17 protein-coding genes are annotated in these 17773 nt (G+C 76.7%); 15 read left to right on the forward strand and 2 right to left on the reverse strand.

Going from position 1 to position 17773, the window contains the following annotated elements; all coding sequences use genetic code 11:
• Nucleotides 1–78: 78 nt before the first annotated feature.
• The 5 genes from CHB98_RS04990 (at nucleotide 79) to CHB98_RS05010 (ending at nucleotide 6104) form a co-directional block, all read left to right on the forward strand.
• Nucleotides 79–2403, forward strand: coding sequence for an MMPL family transporter (locus CHB98_RS04990; RefSeq protein ID WP_089304490.1), 2325 nt, complete (start codon nucleotides 79–81; stop codon nucleotides 2401–2403).
• Nucleotides 2400–3143, forward strand: coding sequence for an LmeA family phospholipid-binding protein (locus CHB98_RS04995; RefSeq protein WP_179224200.1), 744 nt, complete (start codon nucleotides 2400–2402; stop codon nucleotides 3141–3143). Before CHB98_RS04990 ends, CHB98_RS04995 begins: the two co-directional genes overlap by 4 nt.
• Before the next feature lie 78 nt (nucleotides 3144–3221).
• Nucleotides 3222–3689 carry a hypothetical protein gene (locus CHB98_RS05000; protein WP_089304491.1) on the forward strand — a complete coding sequence of 156 codons (468 nt, stop codon included), beginning with the start codon at nucleotides 3222–3224 and terminating at the stop codon, nucleotides 3687–3689.
• A gap of 61 nt (nucleotides 3690–3750) precedes the next feature.
• Nucleotides 3751–5259 (forward strand): flavin-containing monooxygenase, encoded by a 1509-nt coding sequence (locus tag CHB98_RS05005; protein ID WP_089304492.1) that lies wholly within the window; start codon nucleotides 3751–3753, stop codon nucleotides 5257–5259.
• Nucleotides 5260–5264: 5 nt separating this feature from the next.
• On the forward strand, nucleotides 5265–6104 hold the full coding sequence (locus tag CHB98_RS05010; protein ID WP_245820930.1) for an SDR family NAD(P)-dependent oxidoreductase: 840 nt from the start codon (nucleotides 5265–5267) through the stop codon (nucleotides 6102–6104).
• A gap of 4 nt (nucleotides 6105–6108) precedes the next feature.
• Here the strand turns inward: CHB98_RS05010 and CHB98_RS05015 are convergent, their stop codons facing one another.
• Nucleotides 6109–7299, reverse strand: coding sequence for a site-2 protease family protein (locus CHB98_RS05015; RefSeq protein WP_089304494.1), 1191 nt, complete (start codon nucleotides 7297–7299; stop codon nucleotides 6109–6111).
• Nucleotides 7300–7446: 147 nt separating this feature from the next.
• Between CHB98_RS05015 and CHB98_RS05020 the strand changes: the two genes are divergently transcribed.
• The 7 genes from CHB98_RS05020 (at nucleotide 7447) to CHB98_RS05050 (ending at nucleotide 14325) form a co-directional block, all read left to right on the forward strand.
• Entirely contained in the window at nucleotides 7447–8226 is a 780-nt protein-coding gene (locus CHB98_RS05020) for a sporulation protein (protein ID WP_089304495.1), read from the forward strand.
• Between the two features lie 16 nt (nucleotides 8227–8242).
• Nucleotides 8243–8920, forward strand: coding sequence for a response regulator transcription factor (locus CHB98_RS05025; protein WP_089304496.1), 678 nt, complete (start codon nucleotides 8243–8245; stop codon nucleotides 8918–8920).
• On the forward strand, nucleotides 8917–10380 hold the full coding sequence (locus tag CHB98_RS05030; protein ID WP_089304497.1) for a sensor histidine kinase: 1464 nt from the start codon (nucleotides 8917–8919) through the stop codon (nucleotides 10378–10380). The genes CHB98_RS05025 and CHB98_RS05030 overlap by 4 nt, the downstream gene beginning before the upstream one ends.
• Nucleotides 10377–11009, forward strand: coding sequence for a GerMN domain-containing protein (locus CHB98_RS05035; RefSeq protein ID WP_089304498.1), 633 nt, complete (start codon nucleotides 10377–10379; stop codon nucleotides 11007–11009). The genes CHB98_RS05030 and CHB98_RS05035 overlap by 4 nt, the downstream gene beginning before the upstream one ends.
• Before the next feature lie 63 nt (nucleotides 11010–11072).
• Nucleotides 11073–12548, forward strand: coding sequence for a phosphatase PAP2 family protein (locus CHB98_RS05040; RefSeq protein WP_089304499.1), 1476 nt, complete (start codon nucleotides 11073–11075; stop codon nucleotides 12546–12548).
• Nucleotides 12545–13459: an alpha/beta fold hydrolase gene (locus tag CHB98_RS05045; RefSeq protein ID WP_143424949.1), complete on the forward strand. Its 915-nt coding sequence runs from the start codon at nucleotides 12545–12547 to the stop codon at nucleotides 13457–13459. The genes CHB98_RS05040 and CHB98_RS05045 overlap by 4 nt, the downstream gene beginning before the upstream one ends.
• A 53-nt stretch (nucleotides 13460–13512) precedes the next feature.
• The gene (locus CHB98_RS05050; protein WP_143424950.1) at nucleotides 13513–14325 is read left to right on the forward strand and encodes a metallophosphoesterase; all 813 of its coding nucleotides are present in this window, start codon (nucleotides 13513–13515) and stop codon (nucleotides 14323–14325) included.
• On the opposite strand, the gene CHB98_RS05055 is transcribed toward CHB98_RS05050, so the two are convergent.
• A complete protein-coding gene (locus CHB98_RS05055; RefSeq protein WP_089304502.1) occupies nucleotides 14309–15280 on the reverse strand; it encodes a mechanosensitive ion channel family protein in 972 nt (323 codons plus the stop codon). The two genes, CHB98_RS05050 and CHB98_RS05055, sit on opposite strands and share 17 nt — an antisense overlap.
• A 144-nt stretch (nucleotides 15281–15424) precedes the next feature.
• On the opposite strand from CHB98_RS05055, the gene CHB98_RS05060 reads away from it, so the two are divergent.
• The 3 genes from CHB98_RS05060 to dhaK all read left to right on the forward strand — a co-directional run bounded on the left by CHB98_RS05060 (nucleotide 15425) and on the right by dhaK (nucleotide 17773).
• Nucleotides 15425–15937, forward strand: a complete 513-nt coding sequence (locus CHB98_RS05060; protein ID WP_089304503.1) for a hypothetical protein — start codon at nucleotides 15425–15427, stop codon at nucleotides 15935–15937.
• A 45-nt stretch (nucleotides 15938–15982) separates the two neighbouring features.
• Nucleotides 15983–16600: a copper chaperone PCu(A)C domain-containing protein gene (locus CHB98_RS05065; protein ID WP_089304504.1), complete on the forward strand. Its 618-nt coding sequence runs from the start codon at nucleotides 15983–15985 to the stop codon at nucleotides 16598–16600.
• 171 nt (nucleotides 16601–16771) lie between these two features.
• Nucleotides 16772–17773: a dihydroxyacetone kinase subunit DhaK gene (gene dhaK, locus CHB98_RS05070; protein ID WP_089304505.1), complete on the forward strand. Its 1002-nt coding sequence runs from the start codon at nucleotides 16772–16774 to the stop codon at nucleotides 17771–17773.

A 17773-nucleotide genomic window follows, 5' to 3' on the forward strand; every position in this document is an offset into this window, starting at 1 on the left:
ACCCGGCGGTCCGGCGGGTGCGGACGTACCCTGCGCAGATCGCGGTACGCACGAGACCAGGCAGGGCAGGAGGCCGCCTTGTCCCCACGGCGCCGGGTCGGTCCGCTGGTCCGCGCGCCGGCCGCCGCTCTCCGTGCGGCGGGCAGGCTCGCCCGGAGCGCCGTGGTGGCCGGGCGGTGGGTGGTCGTGGCCGGGTGGCTCGCCCTCGCCGTGGCGGCGCTCCTGGTGCCGGCCCCGAGCGGCGGGGGCGGCGGGGACGACGTCGGCGGGCTGCTGCCGCCGGGCAGCGAGGCGGTGGCCGTCCAGGCGCGCAGCCTGGAGCTGTTCCGGGTGCCGGTGCTCTCCGAGACGACGGTCGTCGTGCACGACCCCGCGGGGCTGGACCCGCTCACCAGGGCCGACGTCGCCCTGTGGGCGCTGGCGCACACCCAGGCCACCCTGGAGGGCGGCGTGTCGCCGACCGGCGAGCAGGTGGTGGCGGCGGTCCCCATCCCCACCTCGACGCCCGACACCGCGGTCACCTACCTGTACGTCACCCGGGGGACGTCGCTGGCGGAGGCCACCGCGCTGGGCCGCCAGTACGCCAGCCACTTCGACAACCAGGCCTCGGTGCAGACCCACGTCACCGGGCTCACGCCGGCCCGCGTGGCCCAGGCGGAGTACCTGGAGTCCCGGCTGCTGGTGTTCGAGCTGGCGACCCTCGTCCTGATCGCGGTCGTGGTGGGCTTCACCTTCCGGTCGGTCGTCGCGCCCGTCGCCGTCCTGTTCGTCGCCGGACTGGGCTATCTGGTGGCGGTGTACGTCCTGGCCGTCGCCGCCGGTGCGCTGGGCTTCGCACTGCCCGAGCAGCTGCGGCCGCTGACCGCCGCGCTGCTCATCGGGGTGGTCACCGACTACTGCGTGCTGTTCTTCTCCGGGTTCCGGCGGCAGCTGGACCGGGGCCTGCACCGGCACGAGGCGGCCCGCCGGGTCGTGCTCACCGAGGGCCCGATCGTGGCGGTCGCCGGGGTGACCGTCGCGGCGGGCACGGCAGCCCTGCTGGTCGCCGACTTCGCCCTGTTCCGCGCGTTCGGGCCGGCCCTGGCCCTGACCGTGGTGGTGGGCCTGCTGGTGTCGCTCACCCTCGTCCCGGCCCTGCTGGCCGTCCTCGGCGCGTGGCTGTTCGCGCCGTCCCGGGTCAGCGGCGGGCGGGCACTGGAGGAGAGCGCGGGGCGGGGCACGCGCTGGCTGGCGCGGGTGCTCGCCGGCCGGCGGGGGGCCCTCGCCGGGCTGGTGCTGGGCGTCGCCGTCCTGCTGCCGGCGGTGGTCCCCCTCTCCGACATGCGGCTGGGCGTGTCCTTCGCCGGCGCGCTGCCGGGCGACGACCCGGTGCAGCGCGGCGCGCAGGTCCTCGAGGACACCGGCGTGCGCGGCATCACCGCGCCGACCGAGGTGGTGCTGGAGGGCGAGGGCGTCGCCGCGCAACGGGACGCGCTGATCCGGCTCCAGGGGCTGCTGGCCGCGCAGCCCGGGGTCGCGGAGGTGCTCGGGCCGGCCCAGAACCCGCTCCCCGAGGGGTACGGCATCGTCTTCTCCCAGGACGGGGACGCCGCCCGGTTCGTCGTCGTCCTCGACAGCGACCCGCTGGCGGCCACCGCCGTCGCGGACCTCCGGTCGCTGCAGGAGCGGCTGGCCGGGCTGGTCGCCGAGGCCGGCGTCGAGGACGTGACCGTCGGGGTGACCGGCCAGACCGCGATCGCCGGCGAGCTGGACCGGATCACGCGGGAGGAGCTGACGCGCACGCTGCTCGCGGTGCTGCTGGTCGAGCTGCTCATCCTGGTGCTGTTCCTCCGCGCGCTGCTCGCCCCGGTGGCGCTGCTCGCGCTCAGCGCGCTCTCGGTGGCGGCCACCCTGGGCCTGACGGTGTTCGTCTTCCAGGGCCTGCTCGGGGAGCCGGGCCTGACCTTCTACGTGCCCTTCGCCACCGCCGTCCTGCTGCTGGCGCTCGGCGCCGACTACAACGTCTTCGCGGTCGGCGCGATCTGGGACCAGGCCGCCCGCCACCCGCTGGCCCGGGCCATCGCGGTCGCCATGCCCGCGACGGCGCGGGCGATCAGCGCCGCCGGCGTGATCCTGGCCGCCACCTTCGCCATGGTGGCGATCATCCCGCTGTCCACCTTCCGGCAGATCGCCTTCACCATGGCGGTCGGTCTGCTCGTCGACACCTTCCTCGTCCGGCCGGTGCTCACCCCCGCCGCGCTCACCCTCCTCGGCCGGGCCGGGGGCTGGCCCGGCCGGCGGATCCGGACCACCGAGGACCGCCCCGGCGCCGAGGAGCAGCGCGGCCTGCTGGCGGAGGAGTCCCGGCGGCAGCGCAGCGACGCGACGCCACCCGCCGCCGTGGGGACCGGCGGGCCGCCGTGAGCACCGGCGCGCCCGCCGCCGGTCCGGACCGGCGGCCCACCGCCGTGCTCGCGGTGGTCGTCGTCGCGGGGACCGCGCTGCTGCTGTGGGGGGCGGAGTGGCTGGCCCGCACCGGCGCGGAGTCGGTACTGGCCCGCACCGTGCAGGAGCGGACCGGCGTCCTGGAGGCCCCCCCGGTGGACGTGGGCGACGGGCCGGTCCTGCTGCAGGCCCTGCGGGGCCGCTACGACGACGTCACGGTCGACCTGGAGGTCGTGTCGTCCGGACCGGTGCGGCTGCGGGACCTCTCGGCCGACCTCGGCGGCGTGTACCTCGCCTTCCCCGACCTGCTCGACGGCACCACCAGCGGCGTGTACGTGGAGCGGTCCGCCGAGCAGGCCCTGCTCACCCACGACGACCTGGACCGCTACCTGCGCTTCACCGGCCGGCCCCTCGACGCCGAGCCGGCCGGCGACGGGCAGCTGCGCCTCACCGGGAGCGTCGACGTGGGCGGTGCGGTCCGGCCGGTGTCCGCCCTGGTCGGCGTCGCCGCCGAGGACGGCGCGCTGCTGCTCGAACCCACCCGGCTGGACACCCCCGACCCGCTGGAGGGGGTCGAGGAGCTGCTGGTCCGCCAGCGGTTCACCGTCCCGGTGCCCCTGGACCCCCTGCTGTTCGAGGGCCGCGGCGTCGACGTCGCCACGCGGCCGGACGGCCTGGCGGTCGGGGCCTCCGGGGAGGGCGTCGTCCTGGGCTCCTGACCCGGCCGCCGCATGACGAGACGATGACGATCCCGCGCCCGCGGCATGGGCGGCGGCCGGCCTGCCTACCGACAGGACATGGGAACACAGACCACCCCCACCCGCCGGGTCGCCGCCGGCGTGTTCGCCGCCGGGCTGCTGCTGGCCGGCTGCGGGGGCACCGCCGACGAGATCGACGCCGCCCCCGAGGCCACCGCGACCGAGTCCTCCCCCGCGGACGGCACGGCCGACCCCACCGCGACCGCCGGGGCGGAGGACACCACCGCGACGGAGACCGGGGCCGCGGGGACCGACGGCGGCACGGACGCCGGAGTCAACTGCTCGGGCACCTCCTGCGAGGTGACCCTGACCGGGGACGGCGCGGAGGCGGACATCCTGGGGACGCCGATCACCCTGGGCACCGTCGCGGACGGCCGGGCGAGCATCCAGGTCGGCGACCAGGAGCTCGCCTGCAGCCAGGGCGAGAGCGTCTCGGCCGGCCCGCTCACCGTCGAGTGCACGACCGTCACCGAGGACTCCGTCACCATGACGGCCTCCCTGGGCTGAGAGAGGACCACCCTCCCCCCACGGTGGCGCCACCCGGCCGTGGTCACGGAGAGTGGGTCGGGTGACCACCGAGCAGCCACCCGTGGAGCACCTCGACGTCATCGTCGTCGGGGCCGGGATCTCCGGCATCGGCGCCGGGCGGTACCTGGCCACGGAGCTGCCCGGGAAGACCTCCGCCATCCTGGAGGCGCGGGCGACGTCCGGCGGCACCTGGGACCTGTTCCGCTACCCCGGCATCCGGTCGGACTCAGACCTGCACACCTTCGGCTACGCGTTCAAGCCGTGGCGCGACGAGCAGTCCATCGCCGACGCGCCGCGGATCCTCGCCTACCTGCGCGAGACGATCACCGAGAACGGCCTCGACGACCGGATCCGCTACTCCCACCGGGTGCTGTCCGCCGCCTGGTCCACCGCGGAGGCCCGCTGGCTGGTCGACGTGGAGCGCACCGACACCGGCGAGCGGCTGCAGCTGTCCGCGGGCTGGCTGTTCTGCGCCGGCGGCTACTACCGCTACGACGAGGGCTTCACCCCGGCCTTCCCCGGCCGTGACCGCTTCCGCGGCCCGGTGGTGCACCCGCAGCACTGGCCGGAGGACCTGGAGTACGCCGGCCGGCGGGTGCTGGTGATCGGCAGCGGCGCCACCGCCGTCACGCTGGTGCCCGCGATGGCCGGGACCGCCGGCTCCGTGACGATGCTGCAGCGGACGCCGTCCTACGTCGTGCCGGTGCCGCGCTCCGACGCCCTCGCGGCGCGGCTGTGCGCCCTGTTCGGCGAGGAGCGCGGGTACGCGCTCGCCCGGCGCAAGAACATCGCCGTGGGCACGGCGACCTGGCGGTTCTGCCGGCGGTACCCCCGCGCGGCACGGCGGCTGATCCGCTGGGTCACCGCCCGGCAGCTGCCCGCGGGCTATCCGGTCGACGAGCACTTCAACCCGCCGTACGACCCGTGGGACCAGCGGCTGTGCGCCGTCCCCGACGGCGACCTGTTCCGCGCCATCCGGGAGGGCCGGGCCGAGGTCGTCACCGACCGGGTCGCCACCTTCACCGAGGACGGGGTGCTGCTGGAGTCCGGCCGGGAGCTGGCCGCCGACGTCGTCGTCACCGCCACCGGCCTGGACGTGCAGGCGATCGGCGGCATCGCGCTGACCGTCGACGGCGAGCCGGTGCACCTGCCCGACACCGTCGTCTACAAGGGGATGATGCTGTCCGGCGTCCCCAACCTCGTGCTGGCCATCGGGTACACGAACTCGTCCTGGACGCTCAAGACCGGCCTGGTCTGCGAGCACTTCTGCCGGCTGCTGGCGCACCTGGACGCGCACGGGTACGACGTCGCCCGGCCGGAGCCCGCCGACCCGGACATGCCGACCCGGCCGCTGCTCGACCTCGCCGCCGGCTACGTCCGGCGCGCCGCCGACCGGCTGCCCCGCCAGGGCGACCGGGCGCCGTGGCTGACCTCGACGAGCTACCCCGCCGACGTCCGGCTGCTGCGCGCCGGCAGCGTCACCGACCCCGAGCTGCACCTGTCCCGCGCGGCCAGCCCCGCGGCGGTCCCGGCGGGCGCGGCCCGGTGAGCGGCGTGCGCGGCAAGGTCGCCGTGGTCACCGGCGCCGCCTCCGGCATCGGCCGGGCCCTGGCCCTCGAGCTGGCCCGCCGCGGCGCGCGCCTGGCGCTGTCCGACGTCGACGAGCCCGGCCTCGGCGAGACCGCCGGCCGGGCCCGGTCGCTGGGCGCCCAGGTGCACACCGCCCGACTCGACGTCAGCGACCGCGCCGCCGTCGAGGCGTACGCGGCCGCGGTGGCCGAGCACTCCGGCGTCGTCCACCAGGTCTACAACAACGCCGGGGTCGCCGGCGGCGGCACCGTGCTGGAGACCGACTGGGCCGAGTACGACCGCGTCCTGTCGGTCAACCTGTTCGGCGTCATCCACGGCACCAAGGCGTTCCTGCCGCACCTGGTCGCCTCCGGCGACGGGCACGTCGTCAACGTCTCCAGCCTCAACGGGATCATGGGCCAGGGCCGGATGACGGCCTACTGCACCAGCAAGTTCGCCGTCCGCGGCTTCACCGAGAGCCTGCGCGCGGAGCTGCTGGCCGCCGGGCACCCGGTGCGGGTGACCGTCGTGCACCCCGGCGGGGTGCGCACGAACATCGCGACGGCGGCGCTGGAGCACGCGCGGGCGTCCGGCCGGGAGGTCACCGCGGACGAGGAGGCCCGCACCCGGACCTACACCGAGAAGCTGCTGCGGATGCCGCCCGAGCGGGCCGCCCGGACCGTCGTCGACGGCGTGGAGGCCGGCCGCCCGCGCATCCTCGTCGGCACCGACGCCCGGGTCGTGGACCTGCTGGTGCGGCTCGCGCCCCGGCTCTACCCGGTGCTGGCCGCGCGCGCCGAGCGCCGGTTCACCGGCGGCGGCTGACCGGTCAGGGCCGGCCGCCGTCCGGCAGCCGGGACACGTCGGCCCCGCCGCCGGCCGACGGGTACCGGTCGAAGGCGGCCAGGTCGGCCAGCTGCAGGGTGCGGGCCACGTCGCTCGGCGACACCACGCCGACGACCCGGCCGCCGTCGAGCACGACCGCGCGCCCGTCGCTGCAGCCCTGCAGGCGCGGCAGCAGCTCGGTCAGCGGCTCGCCGGGCGCGGCGACCGGCACCTCCGGCAGCGGGCAGGCGACCTCCCGCAGCCGCGTGGTCGCCCGCGCCGCCGGGGGCACGGTGCGCAGCCGGTTGAGCGTCACCAGGCCCACGAGCGCCCCGGAGCGGTCGACGAGCGGGTAGGTGCTGAACCGCCGCACCAGGGCCACCTCGTGCAGGAAGGTCTCGACGGTCGCCTCCGGGTCGGCGACCAGCGCCGGGCTGCTCATGACCGCCCCGACGGGCAGCCCGCCCAGCCGGCCGGACACCCGCGCGTGCTGCTCCTCGGCGGTCGCGGCGTTGACCACGAACAGCCCGACCAGCGCCAGCCACAGCCCGCCGAACCCGGAGCCGGTGACCAGCTGCAGGAACCCCAGCGCGATCAGCGCGAAGCCGAACAGCCGCCCGGCGCGGGCCGCGGTCACCGCCGAGGACCACGCGTCGCCGCGGAGCCGCCAGAGCAGCGCGCGCAGCAGCCGCCCGCCGTCCAGCGGCGCGGCCGGGACGAGGTTGAACACGGCCAGCGCCACGTTGATGCCGGCGAGGTAGTCCAGCACGGCGACCGGCAGCCCGTCGGCCCCGGCCAGCCGCGCGGCGAGCGCGGCGGCGCCGAACAGGACGCCGAGGACCAGGCTGGTCAGCGGGCCCACGCCGGCGATGCGGAACTCCGCGCCCGGGGTGCGGGCCCCGCCGCGGAGCCGAGCCACGCCGCCGAGCAGCCACAGGGTGATGCCCTCCACCTCGACGCCGTTGCGCCGGGCCACCAGCGCGTGCGCCAGCTCGTGGGCCAGCAGCGAGGCGAGGAAGGCCACCGCGGCCGCCACGGCGGCGGTCAGGTACGCCGCCGCGCCCCGGCCGGGCAGCACGAGCGGGAACCGGCCGAACGCCAGCCCCCCGGCGATGATCGCCACGATCACCAGCACGCTGGCGTTGACGCCGACGCGGATGCCGGCGATCCGGCCCAGGCTGAAGGTCTCGCTCACGGTCCTCCTCGAGGACGGGCCCCGCGGCCGGCGTCCTCAGCAGCGGGGGTCTCCACCGTCGGGGTGCCCGGCCGGCGGGCCGGTGACACGTGCTCGGCGGCCGTGCCAGGCTGCCTGCACCGACCCCACCCGCGAACAGGAGGAGCGATGGCCTTCCGCGGCATCATGGCGCGCCTGGGCCCCGGCGGCGCCGCCGTCGAGACCGTGCTGGACCGGCCGGACACGACCCCCGGCGGCACGGTCACCGGCACCGTGCACGTCACCGGCGGGACGGTCGCCCAGGACGTCGCCGAGGTGCGGGTCGCGCTGCAGGCCACCGTCGAGGTGGAGAGCGGCGACTCCTCGTGGCGCGAGGAGGTCACCTTCGGCACGGTCGCCGTCGCCGGGGCCGCGCGGGTCGATCCCCGCGCCCGGCACGCGCTGCCCTTCCGCCTGCCGGTGCCCTGGCAGTGCCCGGTCACCGCGATCGACGGCTGGCACCTGCGGGGCATGCGGGTGGGGCTGCGCACCCGGGTGGTCATCCCCGGCTCGGTCGACCCCGGGGACCTGGACCCGGTGACGGTGCTGCCGCTGCCGGTGCAGCGCACCGTGCTGCAGGCGCTGGACGGTCTGGGCTTCGCCTTCCGCGGCGCGGACGTGGAGAAGGGCCGCATCCGCGGCAGCGAGCTGCCCTTCTACCAGGAGGTCGAGTTCGCCCCGCCGCCCGGCCTGCGTGGCCGGGTCCGCGAGCTGGAGGTCACCTTCCTCGCCGACCCGCAGGGGGTGGACGTCGTCCTCGAGGTGGACCGGCGCGGCGGGCTGCTCAGCGAGGGCCGCGACGTCGGCGGCCGGCTGCGGCTGGCGCACACCGACACCGACGTCCGCGCGGTCGCGGCGCAGCTGGACGCCGCCGTCCGGCAGCTCGGCGCCCGCCGCGGCTGGTTCTGACCCGGCGCCGTCCGGCATGCGGCGCTCGGTGCTGTTCATCGAGGACGACGAGCGCATCCGGCGTGTCGTCTCGCTGGCCCTGCGCCGGGAGGGCCTCGAGGTGGCCGAGGCCGGCTCGGGCGAGGAGGGCCTGGCCCGGCTCGCCGAGCGGCCCTACGACGTGGTGCTGCTGGACCTGGTGCTGCCCGGCCGCGACGGGTTCGAGGTCTGCCGGGAGATCCGCCGGGTCTCCACCACCCCGGTGATCATGGTGACCGCCCGCGCCGACAGCCGCGACGTGGTCGCCGGGCTGGAGGCCGGGGCCGACGACTACGTCACCAAGCCGTTCGTCGCCGAGGAGCTCTCCGCCCGCATCCGCGCCCTGGCCCGCCGCACGCGGTCCCCCGGTGCCCGCCCGCGCGTCGTCGTCGGCGACCTGGAGATCGCCCCGGCCGACGGCGTGGTCACCCGCGGCGGGGAGGTCGTGCCGCTGACCCGGACGGAGTTCAAGCTGCTCGCCGAGCTGGCCGCCGAGCGCGGCCGGGTGCTCAGCCGCGAGGAGCTGCTGGAGCGGGTGTGGGGCTACGACTACTTCGGCGACTCCCGGCTGGTGGACGTGCACGTGCGCCGGCTGCGGGTGAAGGTGGAGGCCGACCCGGCCAACCCGACGATCGTGACGACGGTGCGCGGCATGGGCTACCGTCTGCCCGGGTGAGCCTGACGGCCGTCCCGGCCGCGCCCTCCGCCGACGGCCCGGCCGTCGAGGGTCCCCGTCGGCGGCGGGCTCCCCGGACCCCCTCGCTGCGGGGGCGGGCCACCCTGGCGCTGACCGCCGTCGCGGTCGCGCTGACCGTCGCGCTCGCGGTCGGCGTCTGGGTCGCCGCCACCCAGTACCTCCTGTACACCCGGCAGAACGTCACGCTCGCGCAGGCGGTCGCCAACGCGGCGCAGGTGCAGCGGGGGCTGTCGGCCGAGGGGCTCCCGCCCGCGGAGCTGCTGTCGCAGCTGCCGCGGGAGACCGGGTCGGTGTCCCTGCTGGCCGACGACGGCGAGTGGAGCACCACCTCGCTGCGGATCGGCCGGGAGGAGCTGCCCGAGGCGCTGCGCGGCGCCGTGGCCGGCGGCCAGCCGTCCCGGCAGCGCATCGCCGTCGACGGCGAGCCCTACCTGGCCGTCGGCGTGCCGCTGGCCGGGCTGCAGGACGCCTACTTCGAGGTGTTCCCCCTGCACGAGCTCGACGACACGTTCCGGGTGCTCGGCGTGGTGCTCACGTCGTCGGTGCTGGCCGTCGCGCCGCTGTCGGCCGCCGTGGGGTGGTGGGTCACCCGGCCGGCGCTGCGACCGCTGGAGCGCATCTCGGCCGCGGCGGCCGCCATCGCCGGCGGGGACCTCGGCGCGCGCATCGACCCGCGCGGCGACCCGTCGCTGGTGCCGATCGCCGCGTCGTTCAACGCCACCGCGGCCGCGCTGGAGCAGCGGGTGCGCGCCGACGCACGGTTCGCCTCCGACGTCAGCCACGAGCTGCGCAGCCCGCTGACCACCATGACCACGGCGATGAGCCTGGTGGGGTCCTGCGCCGACGCGCTCCCCCCGGACGGCCGCGAGGCGCTGGAGCTGCTGCGCTCGGAGGTGCGGGACTTCGAGCAGCTGGTCGACGACCTCCTGGAGATCTCCCGCGCCGACGCGGGCAGCACCGACCTGGCGCTGGAGGACGTGCGGCCGGCCGCGCTGGTCCGCGAGGCGCTCGCCCGGCGGACGGCGGCGGGCGGGGGCACCGTCGAGGTCACCGTGCGCGCGGACGCCTCCGACGTCGTCGTGCGGGCCGACAAGCGGCGGCTGGAGCGGGTGCTGCGCAACCTGATCGACAACGCCGACACCCACGGCGGCGGGCTGACCGCCGTCACCGTGGAGCGCTCACCGGACCACGCCTGCATCGTCGTCGACGACTCCGGCCCGGGCGTCCCGGAGGCCGAGCGCGGCACGGTCTTCGAGCGCTTCGCCCGGGGCAGCGGCAGCACCCGGAGCAGGACCCCGGGCAGCGGGCTGGGCCTGGCACTGGTCAGCCGGCACGTGCAGCTGATGGGCGGCAGCGTCGTCGTGACCGACGCCTCCGGCGGCGGCGCCCGGTTCGTCGTCCGGCTGCCGGTGGCCGGCGGGACGGACGGCGGCGCGTGAGGCGGGTCGTGCTCGCCCTGGCCGCCGTCCTGGCGCTGACCGGCTGCGGGGTGGACCCGCAGGACGCCCCGGAGCCGGTCAGCATCCCGCCGCCGCCGGCGCCGGCGCCGGACCCCAGCGCCGCGCCGGGCGGGCCGAGGGTGACCGTCTGGTTCGTCCGCGGCACCGGGCTGGAGGCGGCCGAGCGGGTCACCGCCCGCCCCGGCGTCGACGCCGCGCTGGAGGCCCTGCTGGGCGGGCCGACCCGGGCCGAGGTGCTGGGCGGGCTGCGCACCGCGCTGGCCCCGCAGAGCGTGCTGCCCGGCCCGCCCACCCCGGCCGGGCCGGTGGTCACCGTCGAGGTCGCCCGCGGGTTCACCGAGGTGGCCGGCGGCGACCAGCTGCTGGCCACCGCGCAGGTGGTCTTCACGGTGACCGGGTACCCCGGCGTGCAGGCGGTGCGGATCACCAGCGAGGGCGCGCCGGTGGAGGTGCCCACCGACGCGGGGCTGACCGCCGGGCCCGTCGACCGGGACGACTACGCGTCGGTGGCGCCCGACCCGCCCCCGCCTCCGGCCGGCCCCCCGGCGGCACCGACGCCGGGCAGCACCGCGCCGTCCACCCCCGGCCGGCGGCCCGCGCGCCGGTGATGTCACGGGACCGCAAGGCGTCCGCGCGTCGCCCCGCCGCCCGCCGCGGGTAACCCGATCCCGATGACACGGGACAGCGCAGTGCGCACGCCGGCCCCCGGCGGGGTGGGCACGGACACCACCGGGGTGGGCCGCTTCGGCCTGCGGGCCCTGCTCGGCTGGGTCGCGCTGCTCGCCGGCGCGGTGCCCTTCCTGCTGCTCTGGCTGCTCGTGCAGCGCTCCTGGTCGCCGCTCGGCTCGCTGGACGGGGAGGTGGCCGCGGCGCTCAACGCGGAGGTCAGCGGCTCCCCCGTGCTGGTGTCGGTGCTGCGCTGGGTGACCGACCTGGGGGGTGCCGGCGCCGCCGTGCTCGCGATGGTCCTGGCCACGGCGTTCCTGCTGGTCCGGGGACAGCGGCGGCTGGCGGCGTTCGTGGCCACGACCGGGATCGGGCTGGCCGTCCTCGGTCCGCTGGCCAAGGCCGTCGTCGACCGGGCCCGCCCGGTGGTCGCCTCCCCCGTCGTCGAGACGCCGTCGAACGCCAGCTTCCCCAGCGGGCACGCGATGACGGCGGTCGTCGTGTACGGCGCGCTGCTGCTGGTCGCGCTGCCGTCGGTGCGCCGCCGCGCCCGGCCGTGGCTGGTGGCGGCGACGGCGCTGCTGGTGGTCGTCGTCGGGGCCACCCGGCTGGCGCTGGGCGTGCACTTCGTCTCCGACGTGCTCGCCGGGTGGGCGCTGGGCGCCGGCTGGCTGGCGGTGACCGCGGCGGCGTTCCGGGGCTGGCAGCACGACCGCGCCGGGCCGGTCGAGGAGCCGCTGGACCCGCTGGACGTGCCGCCCGCGGAGGTGGTGCCCCTGGCGCCGTCCGCCGACCCGGCCCTGCCCCGCGGCCGGGCCACGGCGCTGCGGCTGGTGGCCGTCGCCGCCGGCCTGTTCGCCGTGCTCGCCGCGCTGGGGCTGGTCGTCACCGCGGTGCTCCCCGACACCCTGCTGGGCCGCCTCGACCGGTCCGTCGTCGGGTGGGCCGCCGAGCTGCGCACCCGGTGGCTCACCACGGTCATGGAGACGGTGGGCCTGCTGGGCGGCACCCGGACGGTCATCGCGGTCGGCGTGTCGCTGGCCGTGCTGGGGCTGGCGGTCGCGGCGAGCTGGCGACCGGTGGCCTTCGTGGTGGTCACCCTGCTCGGCGAGGTCGCCCTCTACTACCTGACCTCCCAGGTGGTGTCACGGGCCCGGCCGGCGGTGGCCGACCTGACCTCCGGGCTGCCGGTCGCGGCGAGCTGGCCGTCGGGGCACGCGGCGGCCGCGGCCGCCCTGTACGGCGCGCTGGCCGCGCTGGTGGTGGTGTACGCCCGCGTGCCGCGGCGCTGGCTGGTCCTCGCCGTCGCGCTGCTGCTGGCGGCGGCGACCGGCGCCTCGCGGGTCTACGTCGCGGCGCACCACCCGACCGACGTGCTGGCGGGCCTGGCGCTGGGCGGCCTGTGGGTGTGGGCCTGCGCCCGGTGGCTGCTCCCCCCGCCGGGGCAGGGCGTGCGCGCCGGGACGGCGGCCGGCCGGTGAGCGCGCTGCGGGCGGGGGCCGCCGTCCTCGGCGGGGCGCTCGCGCTCCGGCTGTGGGCGGCCCGGCGCGCCGCACGGGCGCGCCCCGGCGACCCCGCCGGGCTGCGCACCGACGACGGCGTGTCCCTGCACGTCGAGGTCACCGGCCCCACGGACGCGCGGGTGACCGTCGTCCTGGTGCACGGGTTCGCGGCCCGGTCGGCGATGTGGGACCGCCAGTGGGCGGCGCTGCGCGAGCACGCCCGGGACCTCGCGCTGGTCGTGGACCGGTGCGCCGGGCCGGGGCCGGTCGTGCTGGTCGGCCACTCGATGGGCGGCATGGCCGTGCTCGCGCTCGCCGGTGCACGGCCGGACCTGTTCGGCAGCCGGGCGACCGGCGTCGGGCTGCTGTCCACGCTGGCCGGCCCGCTGGCCGTCGCCGGCACCGGCGGTCGCGCTCCCCTGCGGCGGGCGCTGACGCGCGCCGCGGCCTGGGCCGTGTGGCTGGCGGCGCCGCTGGCGCACGCCGTGCATCCCTTCCGCACCGGCCCGGTGCAACGGCTGCTGCGCCGCCGGCTGTTCGCCGACGACCCGCCGCCCGACGCCGTCCGCCGGATGACCGATGCCTGGATCGGCACACCGGCCGCGGTCATGACGGCGCACCTGCCGGGGCTGGCGCGCTACGACCGGCGCGGCACGCTCGACCCGCTGCGCGGCGTGCCGGTGCTGGTGCTCGTCGGCACCGACGACGCCACCGTCCCGCCCACCGCCGCCGAGCGCCTGGCCCGGCGGATCGGCCCGCGGGCACGGCTCCACCTGGTGCCGGGGGCCGGGCACGTGGTGCCGCTGACCCACGCCGGGACCGTCACGTCAGCGCTGCTGGACCTGCTGGCCCGGTCCCGGGCCGGGGGCGACGGAGGGAGGGTCTCGTGAGGCACTGGCTCGCCCGCACCGGCATCGCGCTCGGCGTCCTGTAGGTGCTCCTGGTGGTCTACGGCGTGTTCGTCGAGCCGCGGTTCGTCCTGGACGAGGAGCGCGCCGAGGTGGCGATGCCCCGGCTCGGCGAGGAGCTGGCCGGCACCGAGGTCGCCGTGGTCAGCGACCTGCAGATCGGCATGTGGTTCGCCAACGAGGGCATGGTGCGCACCGCGGTGGAGACCATCGTGGCCGCCGAGCCGGACGTGGTGCTGCTGGGCGGGGACTTCGTGTACAGCACCGACCCGGACGTCGAGACCCAGGTGGACACGCTGCTGGAGCTGCTGCAGCCGGTGCTCGACTCCGGCATCCCCACCTACGCCGTCCTGGGCAACCACGACCACGCCGTCGACGCGGCCGAGGAGCTCCGCACCGCGCTCGAGGACGCCGGGGTCCCGGTGCTGCGCAACGAGGCGGTGACCGTCCCGGGGCTGGGCGGCGAGCTGTACGTCATCGGCGTCGGGCCGGAGACCCCCGGCCTGGCCGACGTCGACGAAGCGCTGGCCGACGTCCCGGACGAGGCGCCCCGGGTGGTGCTCATGCACAACCCGACGGTGTTCGACCGGTTCCCGGCCGGGACCGCCCCGCTCACCGTGGCCGGGCACACCCACTGCGGGCAGGTGGCCCTGCCGGGGACCCCGGACTGGGCCTACCTCGCGCTCACCGCGGAGGAGCGGATCGTCGCCGACGGGTGGGCGCCCGAGGGTTACGGGGCCGAGGGCAACCGGATGTTCGTCACCTGCGGGATCGGCTTCAGCGTCGCCCCGATCCGGGTCAACGCGCCGCCGCAGGTCGCCTTCTTCGAGCTCATCCCGGGCGGCTGACCCCGTCGGGCGAGGTGACCAGCAGCGGTGGCAGCCCGACCACCTCGAAGGTGGCCGAGGCCAGCCCGATGCCGGCGGCGTCGAGCCCGGCGAGGACCTCGCGGGACATGGCGTCCTTGACGTCCCGGACGCCGTACACGCCGGTGAGGAACCGCACGGTCAGCTCCAGCCAGTTGTCGGTCAGCCGCCAGTACACCCGCGGCTCCAGGTCGGCGCCGCGGACGAAGTAGCGCTGCTTCATCCGCTCCAGCGCGGCGGCCGGCATCTCGTCGGCGGCGACGCTGTGCCGCCGCGCGGCGGCCAGCAGGACCTGCTCGGCGCGGGCCCGGTCGTCGGTGTACTTGACCGGCAGCGTCATCTCCTCCCAGAGGTACGGGAAGTCCCGGGTGTAGTTGTAGACCGGCTCGTCGAACACCTTGTCGTTGGTCACGGTCACGACCCGGCCGGTGTACTGCCGGCTGCGCACCCACTGCGCCGGGTCGGCGGGCAGGACGGCCGGCGGCTGGCCCATCTCCATGATGGTGGTGCGCACGAAGCCGAGCGCGATCACGTCCCCGCGGACGCCGCCCATGGTGATCCGGTCCCCCACGTTGAACGTGTCCCCGCGCAGGATCACCACGTAGCCGGCGAGCGCGGTGATCACCTTCTGCAGGGCGAACGCCAGACCGGCGGTGACCAGGCCGATGCCGGTCGCCAGCCGCGCCGGGTCGTCGAACCAGATGGACAGGACGCCGAGCAGCAGCACGACGGCGACGACCAGGTTGATCCCCTGCCGGGTCCAGAACCGGGTGCGCTCGTTGTGCAGGCCGCGCAGCACCAGCCGGGACAACCCGCGGGCCAGCCACCGCAGCAGGAGGAGGGCGAGCACCAGCCCCGCCGTGAGCAGGAGCTTGAGCCCGTTCTCCTCGGAGAGGAACAGCAGGCGGATCTCCTGGCCGAGGACCTCGATCGTCATTCCCGCCAGTGTGCCGACGCCGCGCGGGCGGCGAGATGACGGTCCCGTGACGAACCGTCCGGCGGCGGGTCGGTCCCGGCGTCGCGGGCAGGAGACGCTGAGCGGGGCCGCGCCCGGCCCGCCCGGAGGAGAGGGGATCCCGTCGTGCGCGCGTACCGCCGCCGGCCGCTGGCCGGGACCACACTGGCTGCCGTCCTGGCGCTGGCCGGCGTCGGCCTGTCCGGCTGCTTCGTGACGGCGGAGGAGGCGCGGGAGCCCACCACCCCCGTGGAGGTCCCCGACATCCGCGGGGAGTCCGACCTCGCCGACCCGTACAGCGGCGTGTTCGACGCGGACTTCGCCGACGACCTGCCCGCCTACACGGGGACCGAGGTCACCCTGCGGGCCGAGGTCGCCGAGGTGGTCTCGCCGCGGGTCTTCACCATCACCTCCCCCGACGGCGGGGAGGTGGGCCCGGTGCTCGTGGTCGCCACCGAGGAGGCCGGGGACGTCGACCCGCAGCCCGGCACACCCCTGGTCGTCGCCGCCACGCCCGTCGCCTCCTTCGACGCCGGGGTGGTGGCCGAGGAGCTCGCCCTCGACGTGGGGCCCGAGCAGCTCGCGGAGTGGGACGGGCAGACCTTCCTCGTCGCCGAGGTGCTCGCACCCGCGCCCTGACGCCGGCGCTCCTCCCCCACCCGACCGCACCCCCAGGAGTCCCCGATGACCGACCGCACGACGACCCGCTCCCCTGCCCGCCGGGCCCTGGCCGCCGTCGGCGCGGTGCTGCTGCTCACCGCCTGCAGCGACACCGACCTGCAGGAGGCCGCGCCCCTGGAGGACCCCGGTCCCGAGGTCGACGGCGGCGCGGTCGGCCCGAGCGTGCGGATCAACGACGACGTCGAGCTCCAGCAGGTGCAGCTGGCCTACCCGCCGGACGGCGTCTATGCGGTCGGCGAGGACGCCCGGCTGTACATGGCGATCACCAACACCGGCACCGACCCGGTCACGCTGACCGACATCTCCGGTCCCGACTTCGGCGGGGTGGACGTCGAGACCGAGGGCGGCGGGGGGCTGCCGCTGGTCGTCGACCCGGACGGCAACCTCTACCTGGGCGCGGAGGGTCCGCCGGTCGTGACGCTGCAGGACCTGGGCCGGGACCTGCGCTCGTCGCAGTCCATCCCGGTGACCTTCACCTTCGCCGGGACCGACGAGGTGACGGTCGACGCGATGGTCTCCGCGGAGGAGGACCCGGGCACGCCGTTCGACTTCCCGAACGAGGACCCCGAGGTGCGGCCCGAGGAGCAGGGAGCCACCGAGGGCGCCCCGGCGACCGGCTGAGCCGGCGGTGCGGCACGGGACCCGGGGTGTCGGCGGCCGGGTGCCTGCGGCGGCCGGCGGGGACAGCCGGACGGGAGAACGCCCGCCGCACGCTTGTGTGCGCCGGTGGGCCCCTCCTAGCCTCCAGACCAGTGACCCCCGTCACCAGGTACGCCGAGGTCAGGAGCCAGTGTGAAGAAGCTGATCAACGACCCCGCGGACGTCGTCGCGGACGCACTCCGCGGCATGGCCGCCGCCCACCCCGACCTGCGGGTGGACCACGAGAACCGGGTCGTCTTCCGCGGCGACGCGCCGCGGCAGGGCAAGGTCGGTCTGGTCTCCGGCGGCGGGTCCGGGCACGAGCCGATGCACGCCGGGTTCGTCGGCCTCGGCATGCTCGACGCCGCGTGCGCCGGGGAGGTGTTCACCTCGCCGGTGCCCGACCAGGTGGCGGCCGCGACCCGCGGCGTCGACGGCGGCGCCGGGGTGCTGCACATCGTGAAGAACTACACCGGCGACGTCATGAACTTCGAGATGGCCGCCGAGCTGGCGGCCGCCGAGACCGACACCGAGGTCGTCGCGGTGGTCACCGACGACGACGTCGCCGTGAAGGACAGCCTCTACACGGCGGGACGGCGGGGCGTCGGCGTCACCGTGCTGGTCGAGAAGCTGGCCGGCGCCGCCGCCGAGGAGGGCCGCCCGCTGGCCGAGGTCGCCGACGTCGCCCGGCGGGTCAACGCCGCCGGCCGCAGCATGGGCATGGCGCTGACCTCCTGCACCGTCCCCGCGGCGGGCCGCCCCACGTTCGACCTGCCGGACGACGAGATGGAGATCGGCATCGGCATCCACGGCGAGCCCGGGCGCCGCCGGGTGCCGCTGGCGCCGGCCCGGGAGGTCGCCGAGATGCTCCTCGAGCCCGTGCTGTCCGACCTGGACATGACCGGCGGCGACGGTGTCATCGCCTTCGTCAACGGCATGGGCGGCACGCCGCTGATCGAGCTCTACCTGATGTACGCCGAGGTGGTCGCCGTCCTGGAGAAGGCCGGCATCGGCGTGGCCCGCAACCTCGTCGGGTCCTACATGACCAGCCTGGACATGGCCGGCTGCTCGGTCACCCTGCTCAAGGCCGACGACGAGCTGCTGCGGCTGTGGGACGCACCCGTCCGCACCCCCTCGCTGCGCTGGGGCGTCTGA

Origin of the sequence: Geodermatophilus pulveris (genome assembly GCF_900188375.1) — a bacterium.
In the GTDB taxonomy this organism is placed as follows: domain Bacteria; phylum Actinomycetota; class Actinomycetes; order Mycobacteriales; family Geodermatophilaceae; genus Geodermatophilus; species Geodermatophilus pulveris.